The 16572-nt window shown below is 58.8% G+C and carries 9 protein-coding genes; 5 read left to right on the forward strand and 4 right to left on the reverse strand.

Annotated features, from left to right (window positions below):
* Window positions 1-128: 128 nt before the first annotated feature.
* Complete coding sequence (gene recQ, locus ACTWLJ_RS28360) at window positions 129-2258, reverse strand: DNA helicase RecQ (RefSeq protein ID WP_445179345.1); 2130 nt, start codon at window positions 2256-2258, stop codon at window positions 129-131.
* Between the two features lie 266 nt (window positions 2259-2524).
* Between recQ and ACTWLJ_RS28365 the strand changes: the two genes are divergently transcribed.
* From ACTWLJ_RS28365 to ACTWLJ_RS28385, 5 genes are all read left to right on the forward strand, one after another.
* Window positions 2525-3112, forward strand: a complete 588-nt coding sequence (locus tag ACTWLJ_RS28365) for a UPF0149 family protein (protein ID WP_445179346.1) — start codon at window positions 2525-2527, stop codon at window positions 3110-3112.
* A gap of 10 nt (window positions 3113-3122) precedes the next feature.
* A complete protein-coding gene (locus tag ACTWLJ_RS28370) occupies window positions 3123-3518 on the forward strand; it encodes a YbaN family protein (RefSeq protein ID WP_445179347.1) in 396 nt (131 codons plus the stop codon).
* A 123-nt stretch (window positions 3519-3641) separates the two neighbouring features.
* Window positions 3642-5036: an AAA family ATPase gene (locus tag ACTWLJ_RS28375; protein WP_445179348.1), complete on the forward strand. Its 1395-nt coding sequence runs from the start codon at window positions 3642-3644 to the stop codon at window positions 5034-5036.
* 112 nt (window positions 5037-5148) lie between these two features.
* Window positions 5149-5694 carry a retron system putative HNH endonuclease gene (locus ACTWLJ_RS28380; protein WP_445181433.1) on the forward strand — a complete coding sequence of 182 codons (546 nt, stop codon included), beginning with the start codon at window positions 5149-5151 and terminating at the stop codon, window positions 5692-5694.
* A gap of 101 nt (window positions 5695-5795) precedes the next feature.
* Window positions 5796-6047 carry a DUF6124 family protein gene (locus tag ACTWLJ_RS28385; protein ID WP_445179349.1) on the forward strand — a complete coding sequence of 84 codons (252 nt, stop codon included), beginning with the start codon at window positions 5796-5798 and terminating at the stop codon, window positions 6045-6047.
* A gap of 212 nt (window positions 6048-6259) precedes the next feature.
* Here ACTWLJ_RS28385 and ACTWLJ_RS28390 read toward each other — a convergent pair whose 3' ends face one another.
* The 3 genes from ACTWLJ_RS28390 to ACTWLJ_RS28400 form a co-directional block, all read right to left on the reverse strand.
* Entirely contained in the window at window positions 6260-6619 is a 360-nt protein-coding gene (locus ACTWLJ_RS28390; protein WP_445179350.1) for a DUF6124 family protein, read from the reverse strand.
* A 120-nt stretch (window positions 6620-6739) separates the two neighbouring features.
* Entirely contained in the window at window positions 6740-7114 is a 375-nt protein-coding gene (locus ACTWLJ_RS28395) for a DUF6124 family protein (protein ID WP_445179351.1), read from the reverse strand.
* A gap of 711 nt (window positions 7115-7825) precedes the next feature.
* Window positions 7826-16450 (reverse strand): retention module-containing protein, encoded by an 8625-nt coding sequence (locus ACTWLJ_RS28400; protein WP_445179352.1) that lies wholly within the window; start codon window positions 16448-16450, stop codon window positions 7826-7828.
* Between the last annotated feature and the right edge of the window lie 122 nt (window positions 16451-16572).

Below are 16572 nucleotides of genomic sequence, written 5' to 3' on the forward strand. Positions count from 1 at the left end.
AAACACTCATGATTAGGCTAAAAATAGAGAAATCTAATTATTAGTCAGCTAAGCATGGCCCACAGCTATAGGCAAGAGTTGCTCTGTACTGAATCGTTACATCCGTACAACGATTCAGCGGACACCGTTCACATTTCAAATTCCGATTGCAGCGCAGCCCGTACGCAGTACAACACGCCTTCCGGGACACGACCGGCAAACAACGCGGCAATTTCCGCGACCGGCGGTAGTTCACCCTCGCCGTCGAGAAATGCGTCCTGCACTTCGCCCATCAGTTCTTCCGGCAGATCCAGCGCCTGTTCCAGCGACAACTGCTGCTTGCCGATGGCCTCGGCGAGCATCGTGTACACGTTCTTTTCCGAGCACTGCAACTGACCGGCGATCTGCAGCGGCGTCATGCCGGCGCGGGCCAGCGTGATCAGTTCGTGACGCACGTCAGCCACCACTTTCGGTGCCTCGGCCTGCCCGCCGAGCACTTCGAGGAAAGCGTCACCATAGCGTTCCAGCTTGCGTGCACCGACGCCGCTGACCGTGGCCATTTCCGCCAGCGAACTCGGTTGGCTGCGGAGCATTTCCAGCAACGTCGAGTCGGGGAAGATGACGTATGGCGGCACACCGTGTTCTTCGGCGAGTTTGCGACGCAGCGCACGCAGCGCTTCCCACTGTTCGCGCTCTTCGCCGCGCACCAGTTGACTGGCCGGGCTCTTGCTGCCGCTCTTGGCGGTGATTTGCGGTTTCAGATCGCGGCGCAGTTCCAAGCTCACTTCGCCCTTGAGCAATGGCCGGCAAGTGTCGCTCAGGCGTAAGCCGCCGTAGCCTTCATGGTCGACATCGGCCAGACCCCGCGCCACCAACTGGCGGAACAGCGAGCGCCATTCGCTTTCGCCCAGTGCCTTGCCTACGCCCCACACCGACAGATGCTGGTGACCGAAGCTGCGAATTTTTTCGTTGTCCTTGCCCAGCAGCACATCCACCAGATGGCCGACGCCATAGCGCTGACCCGTGCGGAAGATCGCCGACAGCGCCTGACGCGCAGGCTCGGTGGCGTCCCAGGTCTGCACGCCATCGGTGCAGTTGTCGCAGTGGCCACAAGGCTCGGGCATGTCTTCGTCGAAGTAGGCCAGCAGCGTCTGGCGACGGCAGCGGGTTTCTTCACACAACGAGAGCATGGCGTCGAGCTTGTGCTGCTCCAGACGCTTGTGCCGCTCGTCGCCTTCGGAGTTCTGCAACATCTGCTTGAGCATCACCACGTCTTGCAGACCGTAGGCCATCCACGCATCCGCCGGCAGACCGTCACGGCCACCCCGTCCGGTTTCCTGATAATAGGCCTCAAGGGATTTCGGCAGATCGAGGTGGGCAACAAAGCGCACGTTGGGTTTGTCGATGCCCATGCCGAACGCCACGGTAGCGACCATGATCAGGCCTTCCTCGTTGAGGAAGCGCTTCTGGTGATAGGCACGCAGATCGTTGGGTAGCCCGGCGTGATACGGCAGCGCCGGAAAACCTTGCTCGGACAGGAACGTCGCGACTTCCTCGACTTTCTTGCGCGACAGGCAATAGACGATGCCGGCATCGCTGCGCCGCTCGGCAAGGAACGCCAGCAACTGCTTGCGCGGCTGCTCCTTGGGGACGATGCGGTAGAAGATGTTCGGACGGTCGAAACTCGACAGAAAACGCTCGGCATTCTGCAAATGCAGACGCTCGACGATTTCTTCGCGGGTGCGTTTGTCGGCGGTAGCGGTCAGGGCGATACGCGGGACATTGGGGAAGAGTTCGGCCAACTGACCCAGTTGCAGGTACTCGCGACGGAAATCGTGACCCCATTGCGACACACAGTGCGCTTCGTCGATGGCGAACAGCGAAATCTCAAGGCTCTGCAGAAACGCCAGCATGCGCGGCTGCACCAGTCGCTCGGGGGCCAGATAGAGCATTTTGACTTCGCCGCGCTTGATCCGCGTCGCAAGATCACGCTGCTGTTCGGCGCTCAGCGTGGAGTTCAATGCCGCAGCGGCCACGCCCAGCTCTTCGAGGGTGGCGACCTGATCGTCCATCAATGCGATCAGTGGCGACACCACCACAGCCAGGCCTTCACGCAACAGCGCGGGCACCTGGAAGCACAGGGACTTGCCGCCACCGGTAGGCATCAGCACCAGCGCATCACCGCCGCTGGCCACGCGCTCAATGATTGCACCCTGACGGCCACGGAAACTGTCGTAGCCGAAGATGTCCTTGAGGACGCGTTGAGCCTGTTCGAGCATAAAAACTCCAAAAATCTACCGATACATCCCTGCTCAGGCTGGTTCAGAACAGCCGTGGCTGCTTAAACAAAACGTAAGAGCGCATTGCATGACAGCCGCAATACGGGCAGGGATCGCAAAACGCGGCAGTATACCCGAGCCCTCCCCTGCGCAGGGTGCCGCTGATAAGACTCGTGCAAATGGGCCAAATCTGCCGTGCGGCTGGCTTGAGCGCTCAAGAAGGCCTAGAATTCCCGCATTGTTTATTCCCCCAAGGTAGCCCCGTAATGTCCTTCGCTGAGCAACTCACCCGCCTGCAAGTCTTCCTCGACGCCGACGAACTGCATGACGAGGCGCTGGATTACGTGGCCGCCCACGGCTACCTCACCGCGCTGTCGATCTGCGCCGAAGACGTCCCGGAGCGTGAATGGATCGACGCCCTGTTCGCCGAAGAGCCGCACTACGCCGATGACGCCCAGCGTGCAGAAATCGAAGCCACACTGATCGGCCTCAAGGCGCACATCGCCCGTCAACTGGCGTCCGACGAAGAATTCGAGCTGCCGTGCGAACTGGATCTGGGTGAAGAGCCGGACGACTCCGAACTGCGCGGCTGGTGCATCGGCTTCATGGAAGGCGTCTTCCTGCGTGAAGCAGCCTGGTTTGAAACCGCCGAAGAAGAAGTCAGCGAAATGCTGCTGCCGATCATGGTTGGCTCGGGTCTGTTCGACGAACAGCCAGAGTTCGAAGACATCGCCAAAGACGCCAATCTGATGGACGACATGATCGTACAGATCCCGGAAGCCCTGACCGCGCTGTACCTGCTGTGCCAGGCACCGGACGAAAAACCGGCGATCCTCAAGCCACGTCACCACTAAGATCCGGCCTATGGACAATCCCATAGGCAACCGATCCCTGATGTTGCGCTACTTGCTGCTGGCCATTGGCTGGCTGAGCGTGGCATTGGGGGTGATCGGGATATTCCTGCCTGTTCTGCCCACCACCCCTTTCCTCCTGCTGGCGGCCGCCTGTTTCGCCCGCAGCTCTCCGCGTTTCTATCAATGGCTGGTCGAGCATCCCCGGCTTGGGCCATGGATTCGCGACTACCTCGATGGCAACGGCATTCCGCTCAAGGGCAAGGTCTATGCGATCAGCCTGATGTGGGCGAGCATTCTGTTCTCGTGTTACCTGGTGCCACTGCCGTGGGCGCGGGGTTTCATGCTGACCAGTGCGGTGCTGGTGACGGTTTATATTTTGCGGCAGAAGACTCTTCGCAAATCTTGATGCATTACTGGATAGCCGGCAGGTATCTACCTGTTTCCATTAACAGTAGAATTTGCGCCAAATCTGATTCTGGAAACACCACCATTGCCGCAGCCTGGCATCGGTCTACATGGAGGAAAGTCTGTGAAACTGATCAGGCTGGAGCTGGATAATTATCGTTGTTTCCCTGCGTTGACGCTCGAACTGGACCCACAACTCACCTTGCTGGTTGCGCGTAACGGCCAGGGCAAGACAAGTTTGCTGGATGCTATCAAGGTGGCATTGTGGCCCTTTGTTCGTGGATTTGACTTGGGTAACGCTCTCCTGACAGGCATTCAGCCTGACGATGTTTTTTTACGCCCAGTCGAAGCGCATCAAATGGAACCCTCTCTTCCGGCTCGTTTGACGGCTCATGCTGATTTCCTGAACACCGAAGTTTCCTGGTCGCGTAGCCGTATCAGTATCCGCAAAGGAACGAAAACCCGCAGCGACAAAGGCGCGAGATCTTTGGAAAACAAAGCTCGTGATCTGCAAGGCTGGATCTTTCATAACGTATTGATGGACGTTACCAAACCGATCAATCTGCCTGTTTTGGCTTACTACGGTACGAGCCGTCTATGGAGAGATAACACCCCCACATCTCAACCGGTCGATAACGCCGAGCTTTCCAGAACCTATGGTTATCGCGACAGTCTTGACCCTGCGTCCAACTACAAACAGTTCAGCAAATGGTACACACGAATTTTTCGTAGCTATCGCGAAGAGCAAATTCGCAGTCTTGAACGTGGACAAACTACCTTTGATGTTAAAGACGAGTTTTTGAATCCAATTAAAGCTGTACAGAACACAGTCAACTCGATGATTGAATCACAAACTGGATGGCGAAACTTAGCCTACAGCAGCGAGTTCGCTGATCTGGTGTTGGAACACCCAATACACGGTGTTCTGAAAGTCAGCCAACTCAGTGACGGCATCCGCAATATTGTTGCTTTGGCAGCCGATATCGCCTATCGCTGCGTAAAGCTGAACCCTCACTTCGGAAGCTCCGCGCCGCTTCAATGCTTGGGCGTGGTACTGATCGATGAAGTCGATATGCATCTTCATCCTGCGTGGCAACAAACGGTAATACCTGATCTGCTCAGTGCCTTCCCCAATATTCAGTTCATCGTCACGACACATAGCCCGCAAGTAATCACATCGGTTCAGGCAAAGTGTATCCGTGTCCTGCACACAGTCACTGACGACAATTGCCGTCAAGTCAGAATCAGTAATGTCGATCAACAAACTCAGGGCGTCACCAGTTCACAGGTTCTGGCATACATCATGGGGATCGATCCCACACCGGACAATGAACCCTCTCGTAAGTTGAGCGAGTACTTGGCGCTGATTCAGCAAGATCGACATGAGTCGGAACAGGGGTGGCTACTGCGCGAATACCTCGACAAGCATTTTGATACTCAACACCCGGTAATGCTTGATTGTGATCGGTTGATTCGCCTCGAAACATTCAAACGCAAACAACTGACAAAACAAAAATAAGGAAGTCGAGAGAATGCGGAAGCTGATTCGAGGTACGGCTCCAAGCTGTCTTGGTGGGTATAGGCACGGATTACATAGATGGGCTGATGTAACACACACAGACAAATAGCAAATCCGCCAATGCCTTCAAGTTATGCAAGATACTCGTTGCGCCTACTGCGAAGCGAATATCAGCAAGTCGGGACATGCGCACATCGAGCACTTTCGACAACGACACAGATATCCGCAAGGCACGTTCGAATGGACCAATCTGTTCAACTCATGTTGTCGGGAGGATGCCTGCGGAAAATTCAAAGACGGTTGCCCTCCCTACGACGACAGCAAACTGCTCAAACCGGATGAAGATGATCCGGACGGTTTTCTGCTTTTTGTCAGCGATGGCACCATCAGCCCACTCGCCGATCTGGATTATCGGGCACGACCGCGAGCCGTCGAGACATTGCGCATATTCAATCTTGACGCGCAAAACGGAGCCTTGCGGGCAATGAGACGTGTGGCCATCTTTCCCCACCTGAACACTCTGCAGGGTCTCATGGAAATATCCGAAGAGTTTTCTCCGGAGGATGTTAAGGAGTTTCTGGAGGGCGAAATTCAAAACACCGCACATCTGCCATTCTCTACAGCCATCCGGCACACCCTGAAAGCACAGGCTATTTAAAGGGCACCTCCAGACACGCCTTCCAGGCTACACGTCCTCGCGCCTTTGCCTACAGCTACGCCAGAATCCGCCGGCTTGTGCGCTGGGGGGCGGCTTCTATTGTGGGTCGGTCGCCGGCGAATCAACGATCGGGTCTCGCAGCCCGTCGATCTCTGGACACACAACACTCGCTCTTCTTATGGCGGAAAACCTGCACCATTTACCTCATCGTCCCCAATGTCGACAAGGAAGCGCTCTTTACCAATGCGCCTGAGTTCCTGGCCTCGGCAAAGGTGATAGCCAGTGACTTCGCTGTTTTTCTGGACGGGCCGCAGCGCAAGACAGTGCTGCGATCTTTTGATCTTGCTTCTTGAAAAAAATCCAAAAGAACGCGGCTGTGCATGCGAGGCCTTCGGGCTTGCCCGGCTCCTGCACCCGGTTCTCTAACCTGCGCCGAACCGGTCTTGGCGAGGGGATAAGCCGTTTGATTGATCGGTTACCATCGCGAGCAGGCTCACTCCTACAAGCGATCTTTGTAGGGCGTATAACCGTGAGCCTGCTCGCGATGAGGCCGTAACTGTTGCGCCTATTCCTTTGGCACAACGTTATCCAGTGCCTGATTCACCGCCAACTCCCCCAGCATCACAACCTGGGCAATGCCCAGCGCCGTGTTGCGACCCGGCCCCTCCAGTGTTCCGGCGAAATCACCGAGCATCACCGTGGCCGAAGCCAGGGATTCGCAGGCGTTGGCCAGCAGGGATTCGGTGTCGGTTTGCGGGTTGACCATGAACATGCTGCTGGGGGTGTAGGGTGTTGCCATGATTTGTGCGGGAGCGAGGTAGTGGTCGAGGGCGCGTTCGGCGGCTTCGTGGAGTTTTCTTGAGTTGAGTGATTCGTACGGCGATACCGAATCTGTGATCGGCGGGTTGGGTGTAGTTTCGGGCATCAGCTGGAACTCCGGACAAGTACCCATCGAGGTACTTTGAAAGAATGACTTCCTGTCGTTGCCGCAGGCTGCGATCAAAGAATCGTAGCCTGCGGCAGCTTCTACAGAGGTACCGGGTAACTAGTGCGGCAAGCGGCGGCTATCCAGTACCCGGTTCACCATGAGTTCACTCAGCATGATCACCTGATGCAGCATCAGCATGGCCCGGCGCTGTGAGTCGTCGAGCGCGCTGCCGATATCGCGGGCCATGTCGCTGGCGGCCGCTAATGATTCGCAGGCTTCGACGAGCAGTGTTTCTTCGTCCACAGTGGGATCGATGAGGAAGATCCTGCTCGACTTGCGTAACGGTGTTGAAGGTATCGAGACCTTCAGTGAGCCAGGGCTGAGGTAGAAGTTGATGGCGCGATCGGTCGCCTCTTTGATCTTCAGGGGGTCAAGGGCTGGATCGTACGGGATGGGGTCTGTGTCTGGGGGATTGGGTGTGGCTTTGAACATTGATAAAGCTCCGTATCGAGAAATAGGAGCCATCACCTTCGCTACCAAACGATGGGTGGCGGCCATGCGCAGGTTGGTAGACCGGTCAATACGGAACCCGGCGCTCACGAATGAGCCCCACGCATGTCCACCATATAAAACTGAGCCCTAAAAAGAGGCTACATAAGGTGACGCCATACGACCGTACCGAAACGGGCTACCAAACCCGATCACTGTTTTGCAGTGACAGGCAAACGATATAGCCCGGCCCATAGTCGTGTAAGCCGGCGGATTCTGGCGTACGCGTAGGTAACGGCGCAAGGCGTTGTAGCCTTTATGGCGTAACGGTTCGTGTACTTTAAACGTGCGCATCGGATTACGTTTAGGGACAGCTGATACACCGCTTTCGCGAGCAAGCTCGCTCCCACATTTGGGGCGGGTGCATCAGTGAGGGAATGGTCGGCTCGTAGGCCGCCATCGCTGGCAAGCCAGCTCCCACAGGGATTGAGTGAACCTGTGAGGGATTGGGTGGCTGTCAGGTGGTTATCGCGAGCAGGCTCACTCCTACAGGGGGTTTTTGGCGGGCACAAATTAGGTGGCCATCACCAATCCACTGTGGGAGCGAGCTTGCTCGCGAAGGCTGAATAACAGGCACCCAATTTCTTCCAGACATAAAAAAACCCGCCCTCCCCATCAACCGGGGCGGCGGGTTTTGTCGTTTCAGCCTTTAGATCAAACCGTATCCACCTTCAACGAATGATCATTCAGCATGCCGCTGATGATCGTCGCCGTGTCGTGCCCGCTGGCGATCACCCCGCCCGCCCCCGGGGTCACGCCGTAGTGGCTGGCGAGGTTGACGCCGGCCAGGTCGATGGTCTGGTTCGGCGTGGCGCCGGCGATGGCGCTGACGTCGATGCTGGTGAGAACCGAGGCGCCGCTGCCGGTGACGGTGAAGTGCAGGTAGTCATCGAGCGATGCCGTGGTGCCGTTTTCACCTTGCAGCAGTTGCGACAGGTCGAGCTTGTCGGTGCCTGGAGTGAAGTCGGTGACCACGTCATGGCCACTGTTGCCTTTCAGCCACTGGAAGGTGTCGGCGCCCGGCCCGCCGGTCAGGGTGTTGTTGCCCATGCCGCCGATCAGCAGGTCATCGCCACCGCCACCGTTGAGCGTGTCGTTGCCCAAGCCGCCATTGATCACGTTGTTATTGTTGTCACCGGTCAGGGTGTCGTTGAAGTTTGAACCGGTGAGGTTTTCGACGTTGCTGATGGTGTCGGTGCCGGCGCCGATGGTGTTTTGTGCACCGAGCAGGCTCAGGTTGACCGTGACACCGGCGGTGGCATGCGCATAGCTGACCGTGTCGATACCGGTGCCGCCGTCGAGAATGTCGTTGCCCGGGCCTGCGTAGAGCAAATCATTGCCGGCGCCGCCGTGCATCTCGTTGTTGCCGGAACCTGCGGTGAGCACATCGTTGCCGTCGCCACCGTTGAGGATGTTGTTGCCGGTGCCGGCCACCAGAATGTCATCCCCCGCTGTACCGGTGAGGGTGTGACCGTCCTGATAGGTGATGCTGACGTTGGCGGTGTCGCTGCCGCCGTGGTTGTCGTTGGCGGTGTAAGTGCCGTTGAAGTCTGGCGTCACGTCGTGGGCGCCGGCGTAGTTAACCGTCAGGGTCAGCTGATAGTTTTCCGCCGCAGTCGTGTTGCTGCCGCTGGTGTTGGTGATGTTGGTCACGTGAATCTGATAGGTGCCGTCGGCGCTGGCGGTGATGGTGCCGCCGTCGGCAATTGGCACGAATGCGCCGCCATTGAGCGAATACTCCATGGTGATGTGCCCGGCCGCCAGGTTGTGATCCAGGTTAAGAGTCTCACCCTGTTTCAGTTTGACGGTGATCAGGTCTTCATCGTTGGCGTTGGCGGTGGTCACCGCGCCAAGGTAACCACTGACCACCAGCATCGCCGTCATCGCTGCGGTGTTGGCCGCGAACGCGGCGCGCACATCGGCCAGGTTCTGGTTGGCGGTCGTGTTGCCGGTGCCGGCGAAATTGATCGCGCCAGTGCCGGTGAAGTCCGCGCCTTTGGCCACCCAACCGGTGTTGAAGGTGGTTGGCGAGGCGGTCAGCGTGTCGTTATCGGGATCAGTGTCGTTGGCCAGCAACAGCTCGCCGGGCACCGTGACGCTGCTCGACAGCACGTTGGTGATGACGTGGTCGTCCACCGCCACCGGTGGCGAGTTGGGGATCACTTTTACCGTCAGCGTTGAACTGGCGAGGTCGCCGTCGTTGTCGCTGAGGGTGAAGCCGATGTTCTCGGTGATCACCGTCGTCGTGGTTTTTTGCGAGATGTAGGTGTAGTCGCCAGTGTCGAGGTTGATCTGCAACGTGCCGCTGTTGCTGGTGGCGATACTCACGGTGTTGGTCGTGGTGTCGAACGTGCCGTGGTTGGTGCCACCGCTGGCGGTCAACGAGCCCTGACCGCTGTTGGCTTTCGGATCGTAGGTGTAAGTGGTGCCGTCGACGACGATGGATTTGATGAAACCGCCATCCGCGCCGAACGTGCCGCCCTCGCCCAGCAGTGAACCGGTAACCGGCGCGCCGACCACGGTGCCGGACAGCACCGAATTGAGCTGGTTGAGGTCGGTCACCACTACCGCGTTGGTGTTGGTGTGGCTAATGCCGTCATAGGCCAGAGGATCAAGGTTGGCATTGCTGACGCCGCTGCCCAGACCGATCGCATAGTTCTTGATGTTATTGGCATCGAGGAAGGCTTTCAGTGCAGTTTCGTCAGCGGTGCCGATGTCTTGGCCGGTGGTTGGTTTACCGTCGGAGAAGAAGTAGCCGATGTTCTGCGCACCGTCCTGTTTCCCCGCGGTGTTGAACGCGGTTTGCATGGCCGCCACGGCCGCGTCGTAGTTGGTGCCGCCGCCAGCGGTGAGGCCGGCGAGAAGGCTCTTGGCGGTGGCCACATCGACCCACACCGAAGTGCGATCAGTGGCGCTGCTGCTGAAGGTCACCAGTTGCACCTTCACGTCACCGAGGTCGTCGTATTTGTCGAGCAAGGCACTGATTGCCTGTTTGGCCAGCGCCAGCCGCGACAGGCCAGGCACACCGGAGGCGTCGGCCATACTGCCGGAGATGTCGAGCACGATGAGGATGTTCGAATCGATCTCCACCGCCGCCACCGAACGATCCGATGCCACGGCTTTAGGCACGTCATCGACGATGTTGACGACGATGGTGCTGGTGGTGGTGTTGCCCAGCGCGTCGGTGGCTTTGTAGGTGAAGCTTTCACTCAGGGTGTTGGCGCCGTCGTTGGCGCTCGGCGAGGTTTTCGGCGCCGAGGTCAGGGTGTAGGTGTAGGTGCCGTCGGCATTCAGTTGGATCTGGCCATAGGTGCCGGTGGCGCTGCCGACCAGTGTGTAAGTGATCGCGCCACTGCCGCCGGTGACGGCACCGACCAGCGTGCCGGTCGCGGTTTCGCCAGTGTTGGTCGGATCGCTGCCGATGACCGTGCCGGGGGCCAGATCCTGGCCGTCCTTGGTCAGGTCGAGGGCTTTTTCGTAGACCGTCACGTCCTGATCGACCGAGGCCACCAGTTTGCTGTCGGCGACGTTGATGGTGATGGTCGTGGTGCTTTCGTCACCATCGCCATCGCGGATGGTGTAGGTGAACGTGTCGGTGGCGCCGGGTGGGCTCACCGAGTTCGGGTTGCTGTGGTAAATGGCGTTGCCGGCGGCATCCAGGGTCAGGTAACCGTAGGCGCCGTTGACGTTGCTGTTGAGCCCGCCAATCGCCGAAGTCGCGGTGTTGCTGCCGGCGCGCACGCCGACCACCGCGCCGCCAGCCGCCGCGCCATCGGCACCGGTGACGTCGTTGCCGAGTACGCTGATATTGACCGTCCCGCCCTCCGCCACCGAGCCGGTGTCGGGTTTGGCGGTCGGCAGGTCATCGATGATGTTGACGTTGATCTGCCCGGATGCGGTGCTGCCATCGCCGTCGGTAGCGACCACGTTGAAGTTCTCGGTCAGGCTGTTGGCGCCGTTGCCGGTTGGATGGTTTTCGTTATCCACCAGGGTGTAGCTGTAGCTGACCACGCCAGTGGTTGCGTTGAACCCGGTGATGGTCAGCGTGCTGCCCAGCGGCGTGGTGACCGATTGCGGGAAACCTGCGGCCACGCCATTGGTGACTACCGCGATGCCGCCCACGGTCAGGGTTTGCAGTCCGTCCAGCGCGGTGACGGTGAAGGTGCCGCTCTGGGTGAGCAACGGGGTGTTGGGGCTGCTGCCGTCGCTGAGGTTTTTTTCGTAGACGGTGAGTTCACCGCCAGTGACGTCGAGACCGGTGAGGATCACCGGGTCGTCGTTGTTGTGGATCTGCAAAACGAGATTCGCGGTGCTGGTGTCACCGTCCGAATCGGTGATGGTGTAAGTGAAGTTTTCCGTGCCGTTGCCACCGCCGTGCAGGTTTTTGAAGTCTGCATCGGTTGGATTCAGCGTGTAGGTGTAAGTGCCGTTGGCATTGAGCACCAGCGTGCCGTAAGTACCGGTGAAAGTACCTGCGGTAATCGGGCCGGTGGTTGGGCCGGTAGACGGTACGCGGTCGGCGCCTTGCACGTCGTTGGTCAGGACGTTGCCGCTGAGCGTAAGTGTGGTTTCCGATGCGGTGCCTGCGTTGCTGTCGTTCACGCCTTTTGGCAGGTCGTCGACGATGTTGACGTCCAGCGATGCGTTGGCAGTGGTGCCGTTATCGTCCACAACCGTGACGCCGAATTGCTCGCTGAGCGAGTTTGCGCCGTTGGCGGTTGGGTGTGCATCGTTGTGATCAAGGGTGTAGCTATAGCTGACGACGCCGGTCGTTGCGTTGAACCCGGTGATGGTCAGTGTGCTGCCCAGTGGCGTGGTGACCGATTGTGGGAAGCCAGCGGCTACGCCATTGGTGACCACGGCAATACCGCCCACGGTCAGCGTCGTGACACCGTCGAGTGCGGTGATGGTGAACGTGCCGCTTTGAGTCAGCGCCGTGGAATCTGGCGCACTGCCGGTGCTGAGGTTTTTTTCGTAGACCGTCAGCTCGCCACCGTTCACGTCCAGGCCATTGATGATCACAGGATCATCGTTGTTGTGGATCTGCAAAACCAGATTTGCAGTGCTGGTGTCGCCGTCGGAATCGGTGATGGTGTAGGTGAAGTTTTCCGTGCCGTTGCCACCGCCGTGCAGGTTTTTGAAGTCTGCATCGGTTGGGTTGAGCGTGTAGGTGTAAGTGCCGTCAGTATGCAGTTCGAGCGTGCCATAAGTGCCGGTGAATGTACCTGCGGTCACTGGTCCGGTGGGTACGCGGTCGGCGCCTTGTACATCGTTGGTCAGCACGTTACCGGTCAGCGTCAGTTGGGTTTCCGAAGCGGTAACCGCGTTACTGTCATCAACCGCTTTGGGCACATCATCGACCACGTTCACATCGAGGGTCGCGTTGGCGGTGGTGCCGTTGTCATCGACTACGGTGACGCCAAATTGCTCGGAAAGTGAATTGGCGCCGTTGGCAGTTGGATGCGCGTCGTTGTGGTCGAGGGTGTAGCTGTAGCTGACAACTCCAGTGGTTGCGTTGAACCCGGTGATGGTTAGCGTGCTGCCCAGCGGAGTCGTGACCGATTGCGGGAAGCCAGCGGCTACGCCATTGGTGACGACGGCGATGCCACCGACTGTCAGCGTGGTGACGCCGTCGAGTGCAGTGATGGTGAACGTGCCGCTTTGAGTCAGCGCGGTTGAATCAGGCGCACTACCGGTGCCAAGGTTTTTCTCGTAAACCGTCAGCTCGCCACCATTCACGTCCAGGCCATTGATGATCACTGGATCGTCGTTGTTGTGGATCTGCAAAACGAGGTTCGCGGTGCTGGTGTCGCCGTCGGAATCGGTGATGGTGTAGGTGAAGTTTTCCGTGCCGTTGCCACCGCCGTGCAGGTTTTTGAAGTCTGCATCGGTCGGGTTGAGCGTGTAGGTGTAAGTGCCGTCGGCATGCAGTTCCAGCGTGCCATAAGTGCCGGTGAACGTACCGGCGGTGACAGGCCCGGTGGGTACGCGATCCGCGCCTTGCACATCGTTCGTCAGGACATTGCCGGTCAGCGTCAGTTGGGTTTCCGAGGCGGTGACGGCGTTGCTGTCATCGACAGCTTTGGGCACGTCATCGACCACGTTCACATCGAGAGTCGCGTTGGCGGTCGTGCCGTTGTCATCGACTACGGTGACGCCGAATTGCTCGCTGAGGGTGTTTGCGCCGTTGGCGGTTGGGTGTGCGTCGTTGTGGTCGAGGGTGTAGCTGTAACTGACGACGCCGGTGGTGGCGTTGAACCCGGTGATGGTCAGTGTGCTGCCGAGCGGAGTCGTGACCGATTGCGGGAAGCCAGCGGCTACGCCATTGGTGACGACGGCGATGCCACCGACTGTCAGCGTGGTGACGCCGTCGAGTGCAGTGATGGTGAACGTGCCGCTTTGAGTCAGCGCGGTTGAATCAGGCGCACTACCGGTGCCAAGGTTTTTCTCGTAAACCGTCAGCTCGCCACCGTTCACGTCCAGGCCATTGATGATCACAGGATCATCGTTGTTGTGGATCTGCAAAACCAGATTTGCAGTGCTGGTGTCGCCGTCGGAATCGGTGATGGTGTAGGTGAAGTTTTCCGTGCCGTTGCCGCCGCCGTGCAGGTTTTTGAAGTCTGCATCGGTCGGGTTGAGCGTGTAGGTGTAAGTGCCGTCAGTGTGCAATTCCAGCGTGCCATAAGTGCCGGTGAAAGTACCTGCGGTCACTGGCCCGGTCGGTACTCGGTCGGCGCCTTGCACGTCGTTGGTCAGGACATTGCCGGTCAGCGTCAACTGGGTTTCCGAAGCGGTAACCGCGTTGCTGTCATTCACGGCTTTCGGCAGGTCGTCGACGATGTTGACGTCCAGTGATGCGTTGGCGGTGGTGCCGTTATCGTCCACAACCGTGACGCCGAATTGCTCGCTGAGGGTGTTTGCGCCATTGGCGGTTGGATGTGCGTCATTGTGATCCAAGGTGTAGCTGTAACTGACGACACCGGTTGTGGCGTTGAACCCGGTGATGGTCAGCGTACTGCCCAGCGGAGTCGTGACCGATTGCGGGAAGCCAGCCGCCACACCATTGGTGACGACAGCAATGCCGCCGATAGTCAGCGTGGTAACGCCGTCCAATGCTGTGATGGTGAACGTGCCGCTTTGGGTCAGCGCGGTGGAGTCAGGTGCACTGCCGGTACCGAGGTTTTTTTCGTAAACCGTCAGCTCGCCACCGTTCACGTCCAGGCCGTTGATGATCACAGGATCATCGTTGTTGTGGATCTGCAAAACCAGATTTGCGGTGCTGGTGTCACCATCGGAATCGGTGATGGTGTAGGTGAAGTTTTCCGTGCCGTTGCCGCCACCGTGCAGGTTTTTGAAATCTGCATCTGTCGGGTTGAGCGTGTAGGTGTAAGTGCCGTCAGTGTGCAGTTCCAGCGTGCCATAAGTGCCGGTGAATGTACCTGCGGTCACTGGCCCGGTGGGTACGCGGTCGGCGCCTTGTACGTCGTTGGTCAGCACGTTGCCGGTCAGCGTCAACTGGGTTTCCGAAGCGGTGACGGCGTTGCTGTCATCAACCGCTTTGGGCACGTCATCGACCACGTTCACATCGAGAGTCGCGTTGGCCGTGGTGCCGTTATCGTCCACCACCGTCACTGCAAATTGCTCAGGCAACGCGTTGGCACCGTTGCCGGTCGGGTGCGCGTCGTTGTGATCAAGGGTGTAGCTGTAACTGACGACACCCGTGGTTGCGTTGAACCCGGTGATGGTCAGCGTACTGCCCAACGGCGTAGTAACCGATTGCGGGAAACCAGCCGCCACGCCATTGGTGACTACGGCAATTCCACCGACGGTCAGCGTGGTAACGCCGTCGAGTGCAGTGATGGTGAACGTGCCGCTTTGAGTCAGCGCGGTTGAATCAGGTGCGCTACCAGTGCCGAGATTTTTCTCGTAAACCGTCAGCTCGCCTCCTTCAACGTTCAAGCCGTTGATGATCACTGGATCGTCGTTGTTGTGAATCTGCAAAACCAGATTCGCGGTGCTCGAATCGCCATCGGAATCGGTGATGGTGTAGGCGAAAGTCTCGGTGCCGTTGCCACCGCCGTGCAGCGCTTTGAAATCGGCATCGCTGGTGTTCAGCGTGTAGGTGTAGGTGCCATCGGTGTGAAGTACCAAAGTCCCGTAAGTACCGGTGAACGTCCCGGCCGTCACGGGACCTGTTGGCACCCGATCCGCGCCTTGCACATCGTTGGTCAGCACGTTGCCGGTCAGGGTCAACAGGGTTTCCGATGCAGTGTTCGCGTTGGTGTCGTTAACCGCTTTGGGCACATCGTCGATGATGTTGACGTCGAGGGTGCCGGTCGCGGAGTCGCCATTGCTGTCGCCGGCAATTACCGTGAATTGTTCGCTGAGACTGTTCGCTCCATCGCCGGCCGGATGCGCGTCATTGCCGTTGAGGGTGTAGCTGTAAGTGACGACGCCCGTCGCCGGATTGAACCCGGTGATGGTCAGCGTGTTGCCCAACTGGCTGGTGATCGACTGCGGAAAACCTGCCGCCACTCCACCGACCACGACGTTGATCCCGCCGATGCTCAGGCTGGTCAAACCATCGGGCGCGTTGACGGTGAAGCTGCCACTTTGAGTCAGCGCGCCAGGGTTGGCGGCAGAGCCTGTAGGCAGATTGGCTTCGTTGAGGGTCAGCTCGCCGCCGGGCACCGCGAGGCCGCTGAGCGACACCAGATTGTTGACCGGCGGCGGCACGACGATCGGAGGCGTGTTGTCACCGTTGTCGATGACAACGTTATGCCGCTCTTCGGGAAACTCGGGAATGCCATTGAAACCGGCAGTAGGAAAACCGATACGCGGATCGACCCGGCCACCGACCTCTTCCAGCAACACAAAACTGTGACCGCCACCCGCCTCACCCGGAACGCCAGTCGCAGCGTTGGGGCCGGCAGCAGTCGCTTCCGCGGTTTTGGTCGGGTCGTCACCGGCGGCGATGGCTTTCTGGATCTGCTCGACGTCGGTCAGTTGGGTTTCACTGGGGGTCAGCGCTTCCGGGGTATCGACATGCGGCGCCTGATTCGCCAGTAACTGGCCGGTCATGGTCAGGCTGCTGTCTCGGCCCAGGGTCAGTTCCTGGCCATTTTGCAGATGGACGGCAACCGCCCCTTCGGCGCCAGTGATCAACTGATCGCCGGCAAACAAGCGATCACCCTCCATCAGGGCGCGGCGGCTGCCGTCGCTTGCCTGAGCGAAAACCTGACCAATGACTTTAGTGACGATCCCGATGAGCGTTGCCATGTGAAACTCCTCCGCTGCCGACCACCGTCGGCACTGGTTCGCGAAGCACGCCCATGGCTCAAGCGGGTTGCCGGGGCGACGCTCGCACCTCGACAGTTCGGCCGCAGGCCCGGCAGATCGAG

The organism is Pseudomonas sp. McL0111 (assembly GCF_052567255.1).